Genomic DNA, 19,519 nt, shown 5'->3' with positions numbered 1-19,519 from the left:
GTTTCGCCAACCCACGCGGCACGAGGCGCGCGGGCCTCAGCCCACCTTCAGGAGCTCGACGTCGAAGATGAGCGTGGCGTTCGGCGGGATCACGCCACCGGCGCCGGCCGCGCCGTAGCCGAGGTTCGGCGGCACGATGAGCTGGCGGCGGCCGCCGACCTTCATGGTGGCGACACCCTCGTCCCAGCCCTTGATGACCTGGCCCATGCCCACCATGAAGGTGAAAGGCTCGTTGCGGTCGCGCGAGCTGTCGAACTTCTTCCCGCTGACCAGCGTGCCCGTGTAGTGGACGGTGCAGGCCTGCCCGGGCTTCGGCATCGGTCCCGCACCCTCCTTCAGGTCGTTGTAGGAAAGCCCTGACGGGGTCGTCACCTTGCCCTTCGGCGCGGCCTGCGCGAAGGCGGCTGAGGTGCCGGCGGCGGTGGCGAGAAGGGCGAGGATGTCGCGGCGGGTGGTCATCGATGGTCTCTCCGAGTCGTTTCGCCGGAGACTAGCAGAGCTTGTGGGGCCATTCTGCGTCCTTCGACACGCCCGCTCCGCAGGCTGCTCAGGATCAGGAAGGTTGTTGGTTTTCAACACCTTTTGCGCATCATCCTGAGCAGCCACCGGAGGCAACGTGTCGAAGCCTCATCCCGAGCAGCCCGCACAAGCGGGCGTGTAGAAGGCAGCACCACGCTTCAGAGCGTCTGCGTCACCTTCTGCAGGAAGGGCGGCCGGTCGGGGTCGTAGCCCTTGGCTCGGGCCGTGGCCTCGATGGCGGCATAGGCGGGGACCAGCATGGCGACGGGGTCAAGCACCGGGTGGCCGTCGCCGATCCAGGGCAGCTCGGACGCCGCGCCGCCCGCCAGGAAGATCGGTTCGCCGGCGGCGCGCAGGTCCTGCACGAGCCCGTCGACGGTTTCGCCCGTGGCGTCCGCCTGCCGCAGCGCCAGGACGGGCGTGTCCTTGGCGATGGCGGCGCGGGGGCCGTGGCGCAGTTCGGCGGCGCTGTAGCCCAGCGCCGGCAGGCGCAGCGTCTCGGAAATCTTGAGCGCGATCTCGCGGGCCGTGCCGAAGCCGTAGCCGCGGGCCGCGACGAAGGCGGTGCGGGCCTCCACGAGGCTGTGCCCCCAGGTGGACCAGTCGAGTGCGAGGGCAGACGCGAGGCGGCCGGGCAGGACGCCGCAGGCGTCGACCAGCGCCCGGTCGCCCGCCACCTCGCCCACGAGGCGGGCGCCGGCCAGCATGGAGGACACGACGGACTTCGTGGCCGCCACGGAATGCTCGGGCCCGGCGGCCAGCGGCAGCACGAACCGGGCGGCCTGCGCGACCGGCGAGTTCACGACGTTCACGAAGGCCAGCGTCAGGGCCCCCGCCTCCTCCGCGGCGCGCGTCGCAGCGACGAGGTCGGGGCTGCCGCCCGACTGCGAGATGACGACGAAGAGCGCACCGGCGAGCGCCGACGGGCGACGATAGCTCGTCACCACCGAAGGGGCAGCCGCGGACACGGCGATGCCGAGCTTGGTCTCGATCAGGTAGCGCAGGTGCACCCCGGCATGACCCGAACTTCCCCGGCCGCAGATGACCGCGAAGGGCGGCGCGGACGCTTCGATCGCCGCGGCGATGGAGGCGAAGGCGTCGTCCTGCGCCAGAAGGCGCTCCGCGGCCGCGGGGATCTCCGCGATCTCGCGAGCCATGTGCGTCATGCTGCTCACCGCCCGCCATCCTCCGTCGGCCGGATCGAAGGATCGCGGACCTCCGTGACGAAATCATAGCGGTCGCCGCGATAGGCCGAACGCGTGAACTCGACCGGGGCACCGCTCGCCAGGTAGCTGCGCCGCTCGATCCGCAGGATGGCGGCGCCGACGGGAATGCCCAGCAGTTGCGCCTCGGCGGGGCTCGCCAGCGACGACTGGAGGCGCTGCAGGCCGCGCACCGGCCGGTTGCCGTGCCGGTCCAACGCCGCGTAGAGCGAGTCGCCGATCTCCTCGATGGGCGGCAGGAGGTTCGCCGGCACGGTGGCCCGCTCGATGGCGAGCGGCTCGTCGTCGGCCGTGCGCACGCGGGCGATGCGGACGACCATGGCGCCGGGCGCCACGGCGAGCGTCATGACCTCCTCGGGCGTGGGCGGCGCGATGGTCTTTTCGATCCAGATGGATCCCGGGCGGCTGCCGCGATTGGCCATGTCGGCGCTGAAGCCGGCCAGCAACGAGGCCGGCTGCTCGATGCGCGTCGAGACGTAGGTCCCGGACCCCGGCCGGCGCGACAGCAGCCCCTCGCGCAGCAGCGTGTCGATGGCCTTGCGCACGGTGACCCGGGAGATCCGGGTCATGGCGCTGAGCTCGCGTTCCGAAGGCAGAGCCTCGCCGACCCGGACCGCCCCGCCGCGGATCATGCTGCGCAGGCTCTCGGCGAGCTGCAGATAAAGCGGCGTCGGGCTGCCGGAATCGACCTTGATGGGCGAGCCGTTCAGCATCATCCCGCGTCTCCGCGCTGCAGGCGCGCCAGCGCGGCGCGCAGGATGCCGCGCTCCTCCGCCAGAAGGAGGTCGGCCTTCGCCGGAGAGGCCCCGCGCACGATCAGCACCGCGGTCTTCACCTCCCAGCGCCCCTGCTCGAGGGCCGCGTAGGCCTCGTCCATCGTGCAGGCGGTGATGCGCACGACCATGTCCGCCGCGCGCCGGTGGAGCTTCGCGTTCGATGCGCGCATGTGGACCATCAGCCCGCCATGCACGCGGCCGAGGCGGATCATCACGGCGGTGGAGAAGAGGTTGAGCACGACCTTCTGCGCCGTACCGGCCTTCATGCGGGTGGAGCCGGCGACCACCTCGGCCCCCGTTTCCGCCAGCACCTTGTGGCGGGCGACGGCCAGCAACGGAGCGCCGGCGTTGTTGGCGACTCCGACCGTGACCGCGCCGCGCTCCGCAGCCCGGCGCACGGCCGCCACCGTGTAGGGCGTGGTGCCGCTGGCGGCGACGCCGATCACGACGTCGTCGGGGCCGATGAGGGCCTCGTCCATCGCGCGCGCGCCGGCCGCCTCGTCGTCCTCGGCGCCCTCGGCGCTCTTCACCAGCGCCCCTTGGCCGCCGGCCATGGCGAAGACCAGCCGCTCGAAGGGCCAGTCGAAGGTCGGCGGAAGCTCGGCGCCGTCCTGGACGCCGACGCGCCCCGACGTCCCGGCCCCGGCATAGACCAGACGGCCGCCGCGGTGCAGCGCGGCGGCCGCCTCGTCTGCGGCGTCGGCGATGGCCCCGAGCGCCGGTCGGACCGCCGCCACGGCGGCGAGCTGCGCCTCGAACATTGCCTCCACGGAATCACGCGTGGGCCATCCGTCGAGGTCGGCGAAGCGGGCGCTGACGTCTTCGGTCGGCATCGGCAACAATCCTCGGGCAGGGTCGGGAATACGGTCCCGTATAATACCGGTTTGTATCCAGTCTAATGCCATTTCGGTCCACAAGCCAACCCGCTCGGGACAGGTCAGACGCGCGCCACCTCGCGGGCCAGGCGGATCGCGCCCGACACGGCGTCCCCGTCCAGCGGCTTCAGCCGGCGGCGAACGTCGGGCGCGAGCCACGGCTCGATAGCGCTGGAGAGGCCGCCGATGAGGGAAATGCGCGGCGCGCCGCGCTCGACGAGCGCGCGGACCAGGCCGTCGATCTGCTCGGCCGAGCCCTGGACGATGCGCCGCCCCACGGGATCGCCGTCGTCGGCATGGCGCATGACCAGGGGCGCGAAGGTGGCGTAGTCGGTGGCGCTGGCCCGATCCATCCAGGCCACGGCCTCGAAGGGGTCGTCCTTGAAGCGGGCGAGCACGCTGGTCAGCAGCGGGGTACGGTCGATGCGACCGTCGAGCGCGCGCAGCGCCAGGCGGATCGCCTGCAGGCCGAGGTCCGCGCCGGAGCCTTCGTCGGAGATGGGAAACCCGTAGCCGCCGACGCGGATCTCGCGCCCTTCGACCCGCGCCAGCCCGAAACTGCCGGTCCCGACGATGACGATCCCGCCATCCGCGCCGGAATGGGCGCCGATGCAGGCCACCAGCCCGTCCGTGGCGAAGGCGATCGAGGCGAAGGGGTGCGGCAGGGCCTCGAAGGCCTCCTGCGCGCCCTTGCGCCCCATGCCGGCGAGCCCGACGCCGCAATGCACGTGAGCGGCCGCCTCGAAAGCGATACCCGCCTCATCGAGCGCGGCGCGGCAGGCGGTCTCCACAGAGGCCATGGCCTGCTCGATGCCGAGCCGGGTCGTCGCCGGTCCGGCGATGCCCGAGCCCAGGATCGTGCCCTCCGCGTCCTCGACGCGGGCCCGGCAGCCCGTGCCGCCGCCGTCGACGCCCAGGAACAGCGGGCCGGTCATGGCGCCGCCTCCCGCCGGATCCGGGCGCCGCAGCGCACGAGCTTGCGGTCGAGCGCCTCGTAGCCGCGGTCGAGATGGTAGACCCGGTTGACGATCGTCTCGCCCTCGGCGACGAGCCCCGCCAGCACCAGGCTCACCGAGGCCCGCAGGTCCGTGGCCATGACCTGTGCGCCCTTGAGGCGGGGAACGCCGCGCACCAGCGCGCTCGTGCCCTGCAGGGTCACGTTGGCCCCGAGCCTCGACAGCTCCGGCACGTGCATGAAGCGGTTCTCGAACACGGTCTCGCGGATCATCGAGGCCCCGTCCGCGATAGCCATGAGCGCCATGAACTGGGCCTGGAGATCGGTGGGGAAGCCGGGATAGGGCTCGGTGGTGATGTCCGTGCCGCGCGGCCGGCCGGTGCCCGACACCATGAGGCCGCGATCGGTCGGCCAGAGCTGGACGTCGGCGGCCTCCAGCACCGCGCCGACCGCGCCCAGATGCTCGAGTCGCGCGCCGGTGAGCTCCAGATGCCCGCCGGTGATGGCCGCGGCCATGGCGTAGGTGCCCGCCTCGATGCGGTCCGGGATGATCTCGTGGCGCGCCGGCTTCAGCCCGGTGACGCCGCGGACGAGGATCCGGTGCGTGCCGGCGCCTTCGATCGCGGCCCCCATGGCGACGAGGCATGCGGCCAGATCGCAGACCTCCGGATCGCGCGCGGCGTTCAGGATTTCCGTCTCGCCCCTGGCGAACACCGCCGCCACCAGCGCGGTCTCGGTCGCCCCCACCGACGGGGAGCCGAAGACGATGCGCCCGCCCGTGAGCCCGCCGTCCGGCGCCCGGGCGTCGATGGTGCCGCCGTCCAGCGACACCGTGGCTCCCAGCGCCGCCAGCGCCTTCAGGTGCAGGTCGACCGGCCGCGCCCCGATGGCGCACCCGCCGGGCTGGGAGACGCGCGCATGGCCGAAGCGGGCGAGCAGCGGGCCGAGCACCAGCACGGAGGCGCGCATGCGGCGCACCATGTCGTAGGGCGCCTCCTTGTTCACGGCGGCGCCGGCGTCGAGCGTCATCACCGCGTGCGACGGGCCTTTCACCGCCACGCCGTAGTGCTCCATGAGGGTCAGCATGGAGCGGATGTCGGCGAGCTCGGGGACGTTGGTCAGCGTGACCGGCCTGTCGCTCAGCAGGCTCGCGGCGATCAGCGGCAAGGCGGCGTTCTTGGCGCCGCAGATCTGCACCGTGCCTTCCAGCCGGTGGCCGCCCTCGATGACAAGTCGCTCCATGCCGCGCTCCCGTCAGTCCTTGCCGTAGAAGACGAAGGCCCTCACCTTGCCGGCGAACTCCCGCTCGTAGCTGCGCAGGAGCCGCCAGCCGCGCCGCTCGTAGAAGCGCCGCGCGGGCTCGTTGTCGCGGAAGCACTCCAGCGTCCGCACGCCCCGCCCCTCGGCCTCGGCCAGCAGCGTGCTGCCGGCCCCCGATCCGTGCCGGCTCGGCACCACGAACAGCATGTCGAGATGCTCGCCCGTGGTCTTGGAGAACCCGACGACGCCGCCTTCCGCCTCCGCGACCTTGAGCGCCGGAAGCTGCTCGGCGAAGCGGCGGGCGAAGAACGGGCCGTCGAACGCCACGATGGTGAGCGGCTCGAGGATGCCGGCGAACCCCTTGCGGTAGGCGGCGGCAGCCACCGCCGACAAGGCCGGAATGTCCTCCTCGCGGGCCGGCCGCACGATCATGACGTGCCCCTCAGGCGCGGATCCAGCGTGTCGCGCAGAGCGTCCCCGAGCAGGTTCAACCCGAAGGCGAGGAACAGGATGGCCAGTCCGGAGAAGATGGCGCTCCAGGGCGACAGCATCAGGAAGTTGCGGCCCTCCGACAGCATCAGGCCGAGCGAGGGGGTCGGCGGCTGGGTGCCCAGGCCCAGGAAGGACAGCGAGGCCTCGACCAGGATGGCGGCGGACAGCAGGAGGCTCGTCTGGACGAGCACGACGCTGGCGAGGTTGGGCAGGATGTGCAGGAAGATGATGCGCGCGTCGCCCGCCCCGATCGCCCGGGCGCCGGCCACGTAGTCGCTTTCGCAGATCACGAGCGCGGGCCCGCGCAGGAGGCGCGCGAAGATCGGCACATAGACGATCGCGATGGCGATGGCCGCGCTGGAGGAGCGCGGGCCCAGCACCGCGACGATGCCGATGGCCAGCAGCAGCACCGGGAAGGCGAAGAGCACGTCCATGGCCCGCATCACGAGGCGATCCGTCCAGCCCCGGTAATAGGCGGCGAAGAGGCCCAGCGTTCCCCCGAGCACGAGCGCCGCCAGCACGGCGCCGACCGACACCGCGAGCGAGGCCTGGCAGCCGTGGATGATGCGCGACAGCACGTCCCGGCCGAACTGGTCGGTGCCGAGCCAGTGGTCGGCGCTGGGGCCCTTCAGGCGGGCGAGCACGTTCTGCTGCAGCGGGTCGTAGGGCGACACCCAGGCCGCGAAGACCGCGAGCAGCCCCTGCGCCGCCACGAAGAGCGTGGCGAAGGCCAGCAGGCGGTGCCGCATGAACGCCTTCATGCCCGCACCCGGGGGTCGATGGCGAGGTAGAGGAGATCCACGGCGAAGTTCACGACGACGAAGCCGGACGTGACCACGAGGATGGTGGCCTGGAGCAGCGGGTAGTTGCGCTCCGCGATGGCGCCGAGAATGAGGCGCCCGAGCCCGGGGATGGCGAACACCTGCTCCACGACGATGGCGCCGCCCAGCAGGTAGCCGGTCATGATGCCGACCGAGGTCACGAAGGGGATCAGTGCGTTGCGCAGCGCGTGGCGGTAGAGCACCGAGCGCTCGCTGGCGCCCTTGGCCCGCGCCGTGCGGATGTAGTCCTGCCCGAGCGCGTCGAGCATGGCCGAGCGCACGAGGCGCGACAGGTTGGCCAGGATCGGCAGCCCGAGCGCGAAGGCGGGCAGCAGCAGCCGCGTGACGTTGCCCAGCGGATCGTCGAAGAACGGCACGTAGCCCAGGGCCTGCAGCGTCGGCGCCCAGGTGGCGAGCGCCAGGATCATCACAATGCCGAGCCAGAAGGACGGAATCGTCAGCCCCGCCACGGTCACCACCCGCATCGCGCCGTCGGCGAAGCGCCCGCGCAGCCGCGCCATCAGGACGCCCGTCGGCACGGCGAGCCCGGCGCCGATGACGAGCGCCAGCACGGTGAGCTGCAGCGTCGGCCACACGTGCAGGCCGATCTCCTGGACGACCGGCCGGCCCGTCCACAGCGACGTGCCGAGATCGCCCGTCAGCGCCTTGGCGACCCAGCCGGCATATTGCACGGGGATCGGCAGATCGAGCCCGATGCGGTGGCGCAGGTCCGCGATCCGCTCGGGGGTCACCTCGGTGTTGGCGCCCAGCATGATCGCCACGGCGTCGCCGGGGATGAGCCGGATCATGAAGAACACGATCACGCTGACGCAGAACAGCACGACCACGAGATCAAGAAGCCGCGCCATGAGGAGGCGTCGGATGGTCACTCGGACATCTCCGGTCGGCAGGCTTGGTGTGTGCTCAAGCGACGGACCCTCTTGGGACAGCTCGGGCTGGCCCGCAACTCTACGCCGTCATGGCCGGGCCTGGCCCGGCCATCCACGACTTCAGGACGGCCCCGGCAAAGTCGTGGATGCCCGGGCCAAGCCCGGGCATGACGTGGGAATTTAGGCACAGGCACGGAGCCTGCGCTGCATCCAGAACGCGCCCGTCGCCTCACTTCGCCGAAGTGTCGGCGAGGTAGGACAGCGAGCGGTTGGCCACGATCTCGAAGCCGGTCACGTTCTGCCGCATGGCGGTGAAGAGCTGGCCGTAGGTCAGGTGCACGATCGGCCCCTGGCAGGCGAGCGTCTTCTGCACCGTGGCGTAGTCGGCCTTGCGGGCGGCGGTGTCGGTGGTGGCGCGGCCCTTGTCGAGCAGCCCGTCGATCTCCGCGTTCGAGTACTTGAACACGTTGGTCGAGCCGCCGGTGCGGAAGGTCCGGTAGAAATAGTCATCCGGATCCGGGCTGCCGGCATTGGTCGAGGCGAACATGTCGAAGTTGGAGTTGCGCCAGTCCTGGATGAACTGGCCGAGCTCCGGCGTCTTCAGCTCGACCTTGATGCCGACCTTGCCGAGCTGCTGCTGCACGACCTGGGCGATGTCCTTGATGTCCTGGCGCGGCAGGACCGACATGCTGACCGTGATCGGCTGGGCGACGCCGGATTCCTTCAGGAGCGCCTGCGCCTTGGCCGGGTCGTACTTGTAGCAGGGGAAGTCCTTCACATCGACGGCCCAGTCCTTCAGGGCCGGCGACAGCGGACCGCCGGGCACGCCCGCGCCGAACAGCGCGGCGGCGACGATCTCGTCGCGGTTCACGGCGTAGTTCACCGCCTCGCGCACCTTGGCGTTGTCGAAGGGCGGCTTCGACACGTTGAGGCCGACCAGCGTGTAGGCGAGCTCCAGCGTCTCGGCGAGCTTGACGCCCGGCTTGCCCTTCAGCTGCAGGGCCGTCGCCGCGTCGATGTTGGGCAGCATGGCGTACTGGCCGCTGGAGATGCCGACCTGGCGGGTCGCCGATTCCGGCACGATGTTGAACTTCACGCCGTCGAGCTTGGGCAGGCCCTTCTGCCAGTAGCCGTCGTGCTTGGTGAGCGCGATGAAGCCGTTGGGCTGCCATTCCTTGAACTTGAACGGCCCCGTTCCGACCGGCTGCTTCTGCAGGCCGTCCTTGTCGGTCTCGAAGGTGCGCGGAACGATGGCGATGGTGGCGAGCGAGGTGAGGAGCGGAGCGGACGGCTCCTTGAGCTTCAGCTCGACCGTGCTGCCCGACGCCGTGATGGTGTCGACGGCGGCCAGGCGGCTCGCCAGCGGCGAAGCGATGTCCTTGCCCAGTACGCGCTTCAGCGAGGCCACGACGTCGGCGGCCTCCACCGGGGCGCCGTTGTGGAAGGTCGCGCCGGAGCGGATCTTGAAGGTGTAGGTCTTCCCGTCGGGGGCGACCGTCCAGGATTCGGCGATGCCCGGCTGCAGGCGCAGGTCCTTGTCCACCGAAGTCAGGCCCTCGTAGATCGTCCGGTTGACGACCATGAAGGACGTGAAGGCCGTGATGATGTGCGGGTCGAGGCCCGCCGGCGAACCGTCGATGGCCACCTCGAGGGTCTGGGCCGCGGCGGGAAATGCCGCGAGCGCCACGGCTCCGGCCAAGAGCATCGAGCGAAGCGTGGTGCGAGCCATTCCGGTTCTCCCCTGATTTGTGTCTGGTATTGGGGAAGGCTATGCCGGTATAATACCAATTGCAAGCCGTCGCCCCGGGAGGATGCCATGTCAGAAGTGCCGCTTTCCACCGCCATCGGAGCGATCAGCGGCACCTCGATGGACGGCATCGACGTGTCGATGGTCCGGTCCGACGGCGATGCCAAGGTCGAGCCGGGCCCCGGCCGCACCTACGACTACCCTGCCCCGCTGCGCCGCCTGCTGCTGGATTTCCTGGCCGACCCCGTCCGCGCCGAGAGCGACCCGCTGACGGACCTCGAGGCGCAGGTGAGCGACGCCCATGCGGGCGCCATCGAATCCTTCATCCGCGACTTCGGCATCGACCGCTCGGCCATCAAGATCGTGGGCCTGCACGGACAGACGGTCTGGCACCGGCCCGAGCGCCGGTTCACGCGCCAGCTCGGCCTCGGCCCCCGGGTCGCGGCGGCGCTGGGGCTCGACGTGGTGAATCGCTTCCGCCACGCGGACGTGGCGGCCGGCGGCGAGGGCGCCCCCTTCGCGCCGCTGTACCATCGCGCGCTGGCGAGCAGCCTGCCCCAGCCCGTGATGGTGCTGAACCTCGGCGGCGTCGGCAACGTCACCTACATCGACGGCGACACCGTGATCGCCTTCGACACGGGTCCCGCCTCGGCCCTGCTCGACGACTTCGTGCTGAAGCGCCTCGGCCAGCGCTATGACGCGGACGGACGGCTCGCGGCCTCCGGCCACCCCGACCAGGCGCTGGTGGCGCGGCTGATGGAGCACCCCTATTTCGACCGTCCCGCGCCGAAGTCGCTGGACCGCAACGACTTCCATGCCTGGGCCAAGGCCGTGGACGGCATGCCCGACGCCGACGGCGCCGCGACCCTGGCGGCCTTCACCGTCGCGTCCGCGGTGGGGGCCCTGCGCCACGTCCCGCGCCAGCCGCTGCGCTGGCTGGTGACGGGCGGCGGGCGCCTCAACGGCCACTTCATGCGCTCGCTTGCCGCCGCCCTGGGCGTGCCGGTGGACCCGGTCGAGGCCGTCGGCTGGAACGGCGACTTCATCGAGGCGCAATGCTTCGGCTACCTCGCGCTGCGCTCGCTGCGGGGGCTGCCCCTGAGCCTGCCGACGACCACGGGCGTGCCGCACCCCATGACGGGCGGCGAATTGTGGAAGGCCGCGTGACGGCGCCGGTCCTCTCCATCGAGAACCTGTCGATCGCGGTCGGCGACCGGGTGCTGGCCGAGGACGTCTCGCTGTCGATCGGCGCTGGCGAGATGGTCGGCCTGGTGGGCGAATCCGGCTGCGGCAAGAGCGTGACGGCGCTGTCCATCATGCGCCTCCTGCCGCCCCCTGTGCGGATCTCGGCCGGCCGCATCGCCATCGACGGCACGGACGTCCTGTCGCTGCGCGACGCCCCGCTGCGCACGCTGCGCGGCGATCGGGTGGCGATGATCTTCCAGGAGCCCATGACGGCCCTGAACCCGGTGTTCACGGTGGGCGACCAGGTCGCCGAGGTGCTCGAGATCCACCGCGGCCTCGACCACGCGGCGGCGCTGGACCGGGCTACGGAGCTGCTCGGCCGCGTCGGTCTGCCCTCCCCCCGGGACCAGCTCGGCCGCTACCCGCACCAGATGTCCGGCGGCCAGCGCCAGCGCGTCATGATCGCCATGGCGCTCGCCTGCGAACCCCGGCTGCTCATCGCCGACGAGCCCACGACCGCTCTCGACGTGACGGTCCAGGCCCAGATCCTGGGCCTCATCGACCGACTCCGGCGCGACCTCGGCATGGCCTGCCTCCTCATCACCCACGATCTCGGCGTGGTGTCGGAGGTCTGCGACCGCGCCGCGGTGATGTATGCGGGCCGGATCGTGGAAGAGGCGCCGGTGGGTGACCTGTTCGCGGCGCCGCGCCACCACTACACCCGCGCGCTCCTGGACACGATGCCGGCCATGAACCCGCCGGGCGCCAGGCTTCCTTCCATCGGCGGCATGGTGCCCCCGCCGGGCAAGCGCGGCACCGGCTGCGCCTTCGCGCCCCGCTGCGCTGCGCCCGTCGAGGCCTGTGCGCAACGCCCCCCGCTCACCGGCGCCGACCGCCACCGCGCCGCCTGCTGGAACCCGGCCGCATGACCCCGCTCCTCGACGTCCGCGGCCTGACCAAGCGCTTCGCCACCGCCACTGGCGGCACCGTGCACGCGCTCGAGGACGTGAGCTTCACCCTGCACAAGGGCGAGGTGCTGGGGGTCGTGGGCGAGTCGGGCTGCGGTAAGACCACGCTGGGCCGGACCGTGCTGCGGCTCGTGGAGCCGACCGCGGGCCAGGTGTTGTTCGACGGCCAGGACCTCGTGTCGCTCTCCCCCGGGGCCATGAAGAGGCGCCGGCGGGACATGCAGATCGTTTTCCAGGACCCGTTCGGCTCCCTGAACCCGCGCCACACGGTGCGCACGCTGGTGGGCGAGCCGCTCACGGTGCACGGCGAACCCGACGGGCCCGACCGCGTGGCCGAGCTTCTGGCCATGGTCGGCCTGCCGCCCGAGGCCGCCGGGCGCTATCCCCACGAGTTCTCCGGCGGGCAGCGCCAGCGCATCGCCATCGCCCGGGCCCTGGCGCTGTCGCCGCGGCTCCTGGTGGCGGATGAACCAGTCTCCGCGCTCGACGTCTCGATCCAGTCGCAGATCATCAACCTCATCGCGGACCTGCGCACGCGGCTGTCGCTGTCGATGCTGTTCATCAGCCACGACCTGTCGGTCATCCGGCACGTCAGCGACCGCATCGCCGTCATGTATCTGGGCCGCATCGTCGAGATCGGGCCGGCCGCCGACATCTTCGAGCGTCCGACCCACCCCTACACTCAGGCCCTGCTGTCGGCGGTGCCGCGGCGGCCGGGCGAGGCCGCCCGCGAGCGCATCGTCCTGGAGGGCGACCTGCCGGATCCGGCGGCCCCGCCGCCCGGCTGCGCCTTCCATGGCCGCTGCCGCCATGCCATGCCCCGCTGCGGCACCGACCGTCCGGTCCTGATGCAGCGCGACACCCCTCACGGCGAGCGGATCGCCGCCTGCCACCTGTACGAGCCGGAGGAGCGCCGATGAGCTCACTGGACAGACGCGCCGATGCCGCCTTCGCGCCCGTGCGCGACGCGGTGCTCAGCGGACGGATCCCCGGCGCGGTGCTGGGACTGCTCGGGTCGGACGGGTCCACCGTCTTCCGCGTCGCGGGGCTGGCCCAGCGCGAGCCGGCGATGGTGCCGCTGGCGGCGGACACGGTGTTCGACCTGGCCTCGCTCACCAAGGTCGTGTTCACGACGACGGCGATCCTGCGCCTCGTCGAGCAGGGCCGCATCGGCCTCGACGATTCGCTGGCCTCCGCCATCCCGGACCTGCGCCAGTACGACGTGGCCGGGGCCGCGGAGCGCAAGCTCACCTTGCGCCAGTGCCTCACCCACCAGACACACCTGCCGGGGGTGGAGCCACTCTACACCTACGGGCAGGATCCGCAGACGCTTCGCGCCTTCGTGCTGCAGCGGGTGTGGCGGCACGGCCAGCCGGTCTATTCCGACATCAACTTCATCCTGCTCGGCATCGTCATCGAGCGGCTGACCGGCCAGCCCCTGATCGACCAGCCGCTGCCCGCGGGATTCACCTTCCGGCCCGATCCCGAGCGGTGCGCCGCCACGGAGCGCTGCACCTGGCGCGGCCGGGTGATGCGCGGCGAGGTTCACGACGAGAACGCCTATGCCCTTGGCGGCGCCTCCGGCCACGCCGGGCTGTTCGGCGATGCCGCCGCCCTGCTCTCCTTCGCGCGCGGCCTTCTGACGGGGGGCATTCTCGGCCAGTCGTCCCGCCAGGAGCTCTTTCGCCGCCAGACCGCGACCCGGTCCCTGGGGTGGGAGATGGCCTATGAGGGCTGGTCCGGCGGCGACAGGACCTCGTCGGGCACCATCGGCCACACCGGCTTCACGGGCACCGGCCTGTGGATCGACCGCGAGGAAGGCCACGCCTGGACGCTGCTGACCAACCGGGTGCATCCGACGCGCCACGTCGACACGGGGATCGTCTCGCTCCGCCGCGCCGTAGGCGACCTCGTCTGCGGCGGGTAGCACGGAGCCCGGCCCGCGCGGGCAGCCCATGATCCGCGCCGACGGACGCACGGCAGGTGCGCCCGGCCGTGGCTTGCCCGCTCGGGCCGGTCCGCCTAGCCTCGCGCCATGCCCTTGATCCTGCACTGCCTCGACGCCCTCACCCACGGTCCCAAGCCACCGAACGAGGACGCGCACGGGGTCGCTCCCGGCGCGGCCTGGGTGATCGACGGGGCCACCGGGGTGAACCGTGGGGCGAACATCCTGGAACCGAGCGGGGCCGCCTGGCTCGCGCAAACGCTGTCCGACACGCTGGCGGGACTGCTGTCGGGCGGCACGCCCGCCGACCTCGACGCCACGGTGGCCGCGGCCGAGGCGCGAGTCGCGGCGGCTTTCGAGCAGGCCGTCGGGGACCGGGCCATCGAGGCCCCCGACCTGCCCACCGCGTGCCTCGGCCTCGCCCTGCTGCACGGCCGTGCCCTGCACCTGGCCGCCATCGGCGACATCTCGATCCTGCACCGCAAGGCCGACGGCACGGTGACGCTGCTCAGCGACCATGCGATCGAGGCCGTCGCCTCACGGACCCAGGCGGCCTTTGCCGAAGCGAGGCGTCTGCGCCCGGACGAGGACCCCTGGCCGCTGGTGCGCGAGACGATCCGCGAGAACCGGCTGCTCGCCAACCAGCCGGGCGGCTACAACGTGGTGCATCCGCGCGTGCCGTGGCGGTCGCTGCTGGTGCGGGCCACCCACCCCGTCGCGCCCGGCGACGTGCTGCTGCTGGTCACCGACGGCTTCTACCGGCTCATCGACCATTTCGGCATCCACACCGAGGCGGATCTCGTGGAGGCGGCGTTGTCGCAGGGCCTGAGGCCGATGATCGACCGGCTGCGCGCGGAGGAAAATGCCGATCCGCACGGCGTGCGGGCGCCGCGCATCAAGAAGCACGACGACGCCACGGCTGTCCTGGTGCGGGTGGCCGCCGGCGACGATGATACCAATTGAACACCAGCCGTTGACCGGTCAACGCTCTTTCCTTAGCACTAGAGGTATCGTGCCCCAGGGAGGAACAGAACCATGAAAGCCCTGAAGACCCTCGCCGCCGCGCTCGCGGCGGCCACCATGCTCGTCCAGCCCATCGCCGCCTCGGCCGGCGAGCTCAAGTTCTGGACCTGGCGCGCCGAGGACAAGGCCGTCTACCTGGACTTCTTCAAGGACTTCAACGTCAAGAACCCGGACGTGAAGATCACCTTCGAGGCGTTCGAGCCGCAGAACTATCCGACCGTGCTCTCGACCGCGATGGCGGGCGACAAGGGCCCGGACGTGATGATGGTGCGCGCCTACGGCGCCTTCGAGGCCCTGGCGAAGCCCGGCTACCTGCTCGAGCTCAACGAATCCAACGTCCCGGGCATCACGAAATTCCCGGAAGCCTCGCTCAAGGGCGAGACGCTGCGCTCCGACGGCAAGATCTACGCCGTGCCGTTCTCCACGCAGACCATGCTCGTGATCTACAACACCGAGCTCTTCGCCAAGGCCGGCGTGAAGCCGCCGGAGACCTGGGACGAACTCGTCGAGGTCTGCAAGAAGCTGAAGGCGGCCGGCATCACGCCCTTCGCCAACGGCACCGCGACCGCCTGGCAGAACGAGACGATCGTCAGCGCCCTGCTCTCCAGCCAGCTCGGCAAGCAGTTCGAGGCCGACATCGTATCGGGCAAGGCCGACTTCACCGACAAGCGCTTCGTCGACGCGCTCGGCCGGCTGAACGACCTCGCCAAGGCCGACTATCTCGCCCCGAGCTTCTCGGGCATCGACTACCCGACCATGCAGCAGCTGTTCTCGTCGGGCCAGGCGGCCATGTTCGCCGGCGGCTCGTTCGAGCTCGCGCCCTTCCTGAAGGCCAACCCGGCGCTCAAGATGGACGTCTTCGCCTCGCCGGTGCTCAAGAAGGGTGACGAGCGCCTGGTCGGGCTCTACCTCGACGGCGGCTTCGCGGTGAACGCCAAGTCGGCCAACAAGGCCGACGGCATCAAGCTGGTGAACTACTTCGCCTCCAAGCAGTTCGGCGACAAGTTCGCCAACACGCTGGGCAACCTCTCGCCGGTGCCGGGCGTGCAGTTCACCGACCCGATGCTGGGCAAGGTGGCCGAGCTCAACAAGCAGAACATGAGCTACCTCATGCTCGTGCACTTCCGCTACCAGGAGCCCTCGGGCTCGGTGCTGCTGCAGTCGGGCGTGCAGAAGATGCTGGCCGGCAAGGCCACTCCGGCCGAGACCGGCGCGGAGATCACCAAGGGCATCGCGACCTACTACGCGCCGTTCAAGAAGTGATGGGACTGCGAGCAGGGTGACAGAGGCCCTGCTCGCATCCTCTCCGTCCATAGTCGCCCCTCTCAGCCCTTCGCCGGGCCCGCTCCGAAGTCGTGGGTGGCCGGGCCAAGCCCGGCCATGACGCGCGGAGGGAGCGAGCCAGACTTCCAACGATCTCCCGCAGTCCAGGACGATAGAATGGCTGATCTCGAATGGCCGGTCGGGCGCAGGATCTGGGTCGCGACCCTGATCGTGCCGCCGCTCGCCTTCATGACCGCCTTCGTGGTGATGCCGATCCTGTCGGCCTTCGTGTATGCCTTCTATCACTGGGAAGGTCTGAAGCGCGTCGACTTCGTCGGGCTCAAGAACTTCACCGACGTACTGCTGCACGAACCTTGGGCTCCCGTGACGTGGCGGGCCTTCAGCCACAACGTCATGGTGTTCGTCGTCCTGATGCTCATCCAGAACGGCGTCGGCTTTCTGCTCGCCTATGCGCTGTCGCGCCAGTTGCCGGGCCATCGCTTCCACCGCGTGGCGGTGTTCCTGCCGGTCATCCTGTCGAGCGTCATCGTCGCGCTGGTGTGGAAGCAGTTTCTCCACCCCGTCTTCGGCCTGTTCAACAAGGTGCTGAGCCTGGCGGGCTTCGGCACCTTCACCACCCCCTGGCTCGGCCTGAGCGAGACGGCCCTGTGGGCGCTCACCCTGGTCAACGCCTGGCACTGGGTGGGCTTCCCGACGCTGGTGTTCCTGGCCGGCATCCAGCGCATTCCGCCCGACATCATCGAGGCGGGCCGCATCGACGGCGTCAACGAGTGGCAGCTCGTCAGCAAGATCATCTGGCCCCTGGTGGCGCCGAGCGCCACGGTGACCTTCATCCTGCTCTTTATCGGCGCATTCAACTGGTTCGAGCTGCCCTACCTCATGGCGGGCGTCGAGGGCTCTCCCTACGGCTCGACCGACGTTCTGGGCCTGTATTTCTACCGGACCGCCTTCGGCAACCAGAGCTCGGGCGCCCAGGACTTCGGCCATGGATCGGCGCTCGCCGTCATGATGTTCCTCTTCGTGGCGGTGATCTCGGCCATCTGGACGGTGCGCCTGCGGCGCCGCGAGATCGAAATCGCATGAGCGCCACGCCGCAAACCCGCGACACGGGCCGCGCCACGAGCGGCGGCCTCGGCGACCTGCTCCTGCAGATCCTGCTGGTCGGCAACAGCTTCGTCATGTTGTTCCCGATCTTGGTGATGGGGCTGTGGGGCTTCAAGTCGACGGGAGAGATTTTCGGCAAGCCCTTCGCGCTGCCGAACTTCTCCAACCTCACGAACTTCGTCACGGTCCTCACCCAGACGAACTTCTTCGGCTATCTCCTGAACTCGATCCTGATCACGGGCGGGTCGATCCTGGCGATCCTGACGCTGGGCACCATGGCGGCCTACGGGCTCGCCCGCTACCGCTTCGCCGGCTCGGTCGCCATCTACCTGTTCTTCCTGGCGGGCCTGATGGTGCCGCTGAAGCTCGCCATCATCCCGCTCTTCATCCAGATGCGGGACCTCAACCTCCTCGACACGCGTCTCGGGCTCGTCGTGATCTACACGGCGATGGGCCTGCCCTCGACCGTCTTCATCATGACCGGCTTCCTGCGCACGCTGCCGAAGGAGCTGGAGGACGCCGCGCGCATCGACGGCGCCTCGGACGCGCGCATCATGTGGTCGGTGATGCTGCCGCTCGCCCGCCCCGCCATGGTCATCGCCGCGATCCACAACGCCGTGCCGGTGTGGAACGACTTCTTCTTCCCGCTGATCTTCGTGCAGACCGACAGCCGCAAGACGCTGCCCCAGGGCCTCACCGCCTTCATGGGCGAGTACACGACGAACTGGGGCGTGCTCTTCGCCGGCCTCACGCTGTCGGCGCTGCCGATCACCATCGTCTACATCCTGCTGTCCAAGCAGTTCATCCAGGGCATGACGTCCGGAGCCGTGAAATGAGGCCGATCCCCAAGGGCTCGCTGGTCGTGTCGTGCCAGGCGCGTCCCGACAATCCGTTGCACGGCCCCGTGCACATGGCCGCCATGGCCCTCGCGGCCCGCGACGGCGGCGCCGGCGGCATCCGCGCCAACGGGCCGCAGGACATCGCGGCGATCAAGGCCGTGGTGGATCTGCCGGTCATCGGCATCCTCAAGTGCGAGCGGCCGGGAATTCCCGTGATCATCACGCCCGACTTCGCCGCCGCCGAAGCCGTTGCGAAAGCCGGCTGCGACATCGTCGCCATCGACGCCACGGCCCGGTATCGCGGCGGCGAGGATCTTGCCGGTCTCGTGAAGGCCATCCGGGAGCGGCTCAACGTCGCCATCTTCGCCGACTGCGCCACGCTGGCCGAAGGGATCGCGGCCGACGCGCTGGGCGTCGACTACGTGTCGTCGACCCTCTCGGGCTACACCGAGGAGACGCTGGCGCCCAAGGGCACCGGCCCGGACCTCGCCCTCGTCGCCGCGCTCGCCGCCCACTGCAAGGCTCCCGTCGTGGCGGAGGGGCGGTTCGACACCCCTGCCCTCGCCGCCCAGGCACTCCAGGCCGGCGCGCACGCGGTCGTGGTGGGCACCATGATCACCAATCCGCGCGAGATCACGAAGCGCTTCGCCGACGCCGTGCACGGGGCATGCTGACGGCGGGCCCCTTGCCTCCGGGCGCGCTCACCCTGGGCATCGACGCGGGTGGCAGCGCCACGCGCTGGGTGCTCCTCGACGCCGCGACCGACCGCGTGGTCGGCCGGGGCGAGGCCGGGCCCTCGGCGGGCCACATCTTCGATCCGGCCGTCCACGCCAAGAGCCTTTCGGCCTTCAAGGCCCTGTGCGAGGCCGTGCGGCCCCTGGGGCGACCGCACCGCATCGCCGGCGGCATCACCGGGCTGTCGGCGCGCATGCCCGAGGCCGCCACTCTCGCGGGCTGGCTCGCCGAGGGACTGGGGATCGCGGCATCCGCGATCACGCTGGGCGACGACATGTGGATCGCCGCGGCGACCCTCTTCGCGCCCGGCGAAGGCGGCCTCGTCTATGCCGGCACCGGCTCCGTGGGCTACGCCATCGACACGGCGGGGCGCACCGTGCAGGTCGGCGGCCGCGGGGTGGTGGTAGACGATGCGGGCGCGGCCTGGTGGATCGCCACCCAAGGCTTGCGTGCCGTGACACGCGCCCAGGACGAGAACCCGGATGTGCGCAACGCCCTGGTCGACGCGTTGGCCGCACGCCTCGGCAGCGCCACGTGGCCCGTGGTGCGCGCCGCCGTCTACAGCACCGACCGCGGCGGCGTCGCGGCGCTCGCGCCGTTCGTGGCGGAGGCCGCGCGGACGGGCGATGCCCAGGCGCTGGGCATCCTGGACGATGCGGGGCGGGAGCTCGCGAGGCTGGGAACGGTGCTGGCGCGCCGGCTGGGCTGCAATGCCCTGGCGCTGGCCGGAGGGGCATTCCGGCTCCATCCCCTGGTGGGCGAATCGCTGCGCCGGCATTTGCCGGACGGCATCGCGGTGAGCGAACCGGAGATCGACGCCGCCCTCGCCGCCGCGCGACTGGCGGCCCGCGGCACGGTGGCGCCGGCTGGACTTTGAA

The 19,519-nt window shown here is 70.8% G+C and carries 20 protein-coding genes; 10 read left to right on the top strand and 10 right to left on the bottom strand.

Annotated features, from left to right (window positions below; all coding sequences use genetic code 11):
* Positions 1–36 precede the first annotated feature (36 nt).
* From Q0Q47_RS20700 to Q0Q47_RS20655, 10 genes are all read right to left on the bottom strand, one after another.
* A complete protein-coding gene (locus Q0Q47_RS20700; protein WP_293864062.1) occupies positions 37–459 on the bottom strand; it encodes an FKBP-type peptidyl-prolyl cis-trans isomerase in 423 nt (140 codons plus the stop codon).
* Positions 460–677: 218 nt separating this feature from the next.
* Positions 678–1,694, bottom strand: a complete 1,017-nt coding sequence (locus Q0Q47_RS20695) for an SIS domain-containing protein (RefSeq protein WP_293864059.1) — start codon at positions 1,692–1,694, stop codon at positions 678–680.
* Entirely contained in the window at positions 1,691–2,458 is a 768-nt protein-coding gene (locus Q0Q47_RS20690) for a GntR family transcriptional regulator (protein WP_293864056.1), read from the bottom strand. Before Q0Q47_RS20690 ends, Q0Q47_RS20695 begins: the two co-directional genes overlap by 4 nt.
* A complete protein-coding gene (locus Q0Q47_RS20685; RefSeq protein WP_293864053.1) occupies positions 2,455–3,351 on the bottom strand; it encodes an N-acetylmuramic acid 6-phosphate etherase in 897 nt (298 codons plus the stop codon). Before Q0Q47_RS20685 ends, Q0Q47_RS20690 begins: the two co-directional genes overlap by 4 nt.
* 104 nt (positions 3,352–3,455) lie before the next feature.
* Positions 3,456–4,328 carry an N-acetylglucosamine kinase gene (locus Q0Q47_RS20680; protein WP_293864050.1) on the bottom strand — a complete coding sequence of 291 codons (873 nt, stop codon included), beginning with the start codon at positions 4,326–4,328 and terminating at the stop codon, positions 3,456–3,458.
* Positions 4,325–5,590, bottom strand: a complete 1,266-nt coding sequence (murA, locus tag Q0Q47_RS20675; RefSeq protein ID WP_293864047.1) for a UDP-N-acetylglucosamine 1-carboxyvinyltransferase — start codon at positions 5,588–5,590, stop codon at positions 4,325–4,327. Before murA ends, Q0Q47_RS20680 begins: the two co-directional genes overlap by 4 nt.
* Positions 5,591–5,602: 12 nt before the next feature.
* Positions 5,603–6,040, bottom strand: coding sequence for a GNAT family N-acetyltransferase (locus tag Q0Q47_RS20670; protein ID WP_293864044.1), 438 nt, complete (start codon positions 6,038–6,040; stop codon positions 5,603–5,605).
* Positions 6,037–6,861 (bottom strand): ABC transporter permease, encoded by an 825-nt coding sequence (locus Q0Q47_RS20665; protein ID WP_293864041.1) that lies wholly within the window; start codon positions 6,859–6,861, stop codon positions 6,037–6,039. Before Q0Q47_RS20665 ends, Q0Q47_RS20670 begins: the two co-directional genes overlap by 4 nt.
* The gene (locus tag Q0Q47_RS20660) at positions 6,858–7,811 is read right to left on the bottom strand and encodes an ABC transporter permease (protein ID WP_293864038.1); all 954 of its coding nucleotides are present in this window, start codon (positions 7,809–7,811) and stop codon (positions 6,858–6,860) included. Before Q0Q47_RS20660 ends, Q0Q47_RS20665 begins: the two co-directional genes overlap by 4 nt.
* A gap of 229 nt (positions 7,812–8,040) precedes the next feature.
* Complete coding sequence (locus tag Q0Q47_RS20655; RefSeq protein ID WP_293864035.1) at positions 8,041–9,540, bottom strand: ABC transporter substrate-binding protein; 1,500 nt, start codon at positions 9,538–9,540, stop codon at positions 8,041–8,043.
* A gap of 87 nt (positions 9,541–9,627) precedes the next feature.
* Here Q0Q47_RS20655 and Q0Q47_RS20650 point away from each other — a divergent pair, with 87 nt between their 5' ends.
* From Q0Q47_RS20650 to Q0Q47_RS20605, 10 genes are all read left to right on the top strand, one after another.
* A complete protein-coding gene (locus tag Q0Q47_RS20650; RefSeq protein WP_293864032.1) occupies positions 9,628–10,725 on the top strand; it encodes an anhydro-N-acetylmuramic acid kinase in 1,098 nt (365 codons plus the stop codon).
* Positions 10,722–11,672 carry an ABC transporter ATP-binding protein gene (locus Q0Q47_RS20645; protein ID WP_293864029.1) on the top strand — a complete coding sequence of 317 codons (951 nt, stop codon included), beginning with the start codon at positions 10,722–10,724 and terminating at the stop codon, positions 11,670–11,672. The genes Q0Q47_RS20650 and Q0Q47_RS20645 overlap by 4 nt, the downstream gene beginning before the upstream one ends.
* Positions 11,669–12,631, top strand: coding sequence for an ABC transporter ATP-binding protein (locus tag Q0Q47_RS20640; protein ID WP_293864026.1), 963 nt, complete (start codon positions 11,669–11,671; stop codon positions 12,629–12,631). The genes Q0Q47_RS20645 and Q0Q47_RS20640 overlap by 4 nt, the downstream gene beginning before the upstream one ends.
* A complete protein-coding gene (locus tag Q0Q47_RS20635) occupies positions 12,628–13,638 on the top strand; it encodes a serine hydrolase (protein ID WP_293864023.1) in 1,011 nt (336 codons plus the stop codon). Before Q0Q47_RS20640 ends, Q0Q47_RS20635 begins: the two co-directional genes overlap by 4 nt.
* A 108-nt stretch (positions 13,639–13,746) precedes the next feature.
* Positions 13,747–14,619, top strand: a complete 873-nt coding sequence (locus Q0Q47_RS20630; RefSeq protein ID WP_293864020.1) for a protein phosphatase 2C domain-containing protein — start codon at positions 13,747–13,749, stop codon at positions 14,617–14,619.
* Positions 14,620–14,691: 72 nt separating this feature from the next.
* On the top strand, positions 14,692–15,942 hold the full coding sequence (locus Q0Q47_RS20625) for an extracellular solute-binding protein (RefSeq protein ID WP_293864017.1): 1,251 nt from the start codon (positions 14,692–14,694) through the stop codon (positions 15,940–15,942).
* Between the two features lie 177 nt (positions 15,943–16,119).
* Entirely contained in the window at positions 16,120–17,046 is a 927-nt protein-coding gene (locus Q0Q47_RS20620) for a carbohydrate ABC transporter permease (protein ID WP_293864014.1), read from the top strand.
* On the top strand, positions 17,043–17,903 hold the full coding sequence (locus Q0Q47_RS20615) for a carbohydrate ABC transporter permease (protein WP_293864011.1): 861 nt from the start codon (positions 17,043–17,045) through the stop codon (positions 17,901–17,903). Before Q0Q47_RS20620 ends, Q0Q47_RS20615 begins: the two co-directional genes overlap by 4 nt.
* Entirely contained in the window at positions 17,900–18,580 is a 681-nt protein-coding gene (locus Q0Q47_RS20610; protein WP_293864008.1) for an N-acetylmannosamine-6-phosphate 2-epimerase, read from the top strand. Before Q0Q47_RS20615 ends, Q0Q47_RS20610 begins: the two co-directional genes overlap by 4 nt.
* Positions 18,574–19,518 carry an N-acetylglucosamine kinase gene (locus Q0Q47_RS20605; RefSeq protein ID WP_293864005.1) on the top strand — a complete coding sequence of 315 codons (945 nt, stop codon included), beginning with the start codon at positions 18,574–18,576 and terminating at the stop codon, positions 19,516–19,518. The genes Q0Q47_RS20610 and Q0Q47_RS20605 overlap by 7 nt, the downstream gene beginning before the upstream one ends.
* The last annotated feature ends 1 nt before the right edge of the window (position 19,519 follow it).

Origin of the sequence: uncultured Alsobacter sp. (assembly GCF_945952055.1) — a bacterium.
Classification (GTDB): Bacteria; Pseudomonadota; Alphaproteobacteria; order Rhizobiales; family Beijerinckiaceae; genus Alsobacter.
The sequence above is the reverse complement of the archived record's forward strand: the minus strand, read 5'-3'. Positions and strand labels throughout refer to the sequence as shown.

Excerpts from the sequence above, each read along its gene's own strand:
- Q0Q47_RS20700 (WP_293864062.1), bottom strand. The coding sequence starts at position 459 with ATGACCACCCGCCGCGACATCCTCGCCCTTCTCGCCACCGCCGCCGGC.
- Q0Q47_RS20690 (WP_293864056.1), bottom strand. The coding sequence starts at position 2,458 with ATGATGCTGAACGGCTCGCCCATCAAGGTCGATTCCGGCAGCCCGACG.
- Q0Q47_RS20685 (WP_293864053.1), bottom strand. The coding sequence starts at position 3,351 with ATGCCGACCGAAGACGTCAGCGCCCGCTTCGCCGACCTCGACGGATGG.
- Q0Q47_RS20680 (WP_293864050.1), bottom strand. The coding sequence starts at position 4,328 with ATGACCGGCCCGCTGTTCCTGGGCGTCGACGGCGGCGGCACGGGCTGC.
- murA (WP_293864047.1), bottom strand. The coding sequence starts at position 5,590 with ATGGAGCGACTTGTCATCGAGGGCGGCCACCGGCTGGAAGGCACGGTG.
- Q0Q47_RS20670 (WP_293864044.1), bottom strand. The coding sequence starts at position 6,040 with ATGATCGTGCGGCCGGCCCGCGAGGAGGACATTCCGGCCTTGTCGGCG.
- Q0Q47_RS20665 (WP_293864041.1), bottom strand. The coding sequence starts at position 6,861 with ATGAAGGCGTTCATGCGGCACCGCCTGCTGGCCTTCGCCACGCTCTTC.
- Q0Q47_RS20655 (WP_293864035.1), bottom strand. The coding sequence starts at position 9,540 with ATGGCTCGCACCACGCTTCGCTCGATGCTCTTGGCCGGAGCCGTGGCG.
- Q0Q47_RS20650 (WP_293864032.1), top strand. The coding sequence starts at position 9,628 with ATGTCAGAAGTGCCGCTTTCCACCGCCATCGGAGCGATCAGCGGCACC.
- Q0Q47_RS20640 (WP_293864026.1), top strand. The coding sequence starts at position 11,669 with ATGACCCCGCTCCTCGACGTCCGCGGCCTGACCAAGCGCTTCGCCACC.
- Q0Q47_RS20635 (WP_293864023.1), top strand. The coding sequence starts at position 12,628 with ATGAGCTCACTGGACAGACGCGCCGATGCCGCCTTCGCGCCCGTGCGC.
- Q0Q47_RS20630 (WP_293864020.1), top strand. The coding sequence starts at position 13,747 with ATGCCCTTGATCCTGCACTGCCTCGACGCCCTCACCCACGGTCCCAAG.
- Q0Q47_RS20625 (WP_293864017.1), top strand. The coding sequence starts at position 14,692 with ATGAAAGCCCTGAAGACCCTCGCCGCCGCGCTCGCGGCGGCCACCATG.
- Q0Q47_RS20620 (WP_293864014.1), top strand. The coding sequence starts at position 16,120 with ATGGCTGATCTCGAATGGCCGGTCGGGCGCAGGATCTGGGTCGCGACC.
- Q0Q47_RS20615 (WP_293864011.1), top strand. The coding sequence starts at position 17,043 with ATGAGCGCCACGCCGCAAACCCGCGACACGGGCCGCGCCACGAGCGGC.
- Q0Q47_RS20610 (WP_293864008.1), top strand. The coding sequence starts at position 17,900 with ATGAGGCCGATCCCCAAGGGCTCGCTGGTCGTGTCGTGCCAGGCGCGT.
- Q0Q47_RS20605 (WP_293864005.1), top strand. The coding sequence starts at position 18,574 with ATGCTGACGGCGGGCCCCTTGCCTCCGGGCGCGCTCACCCTGGGCATC.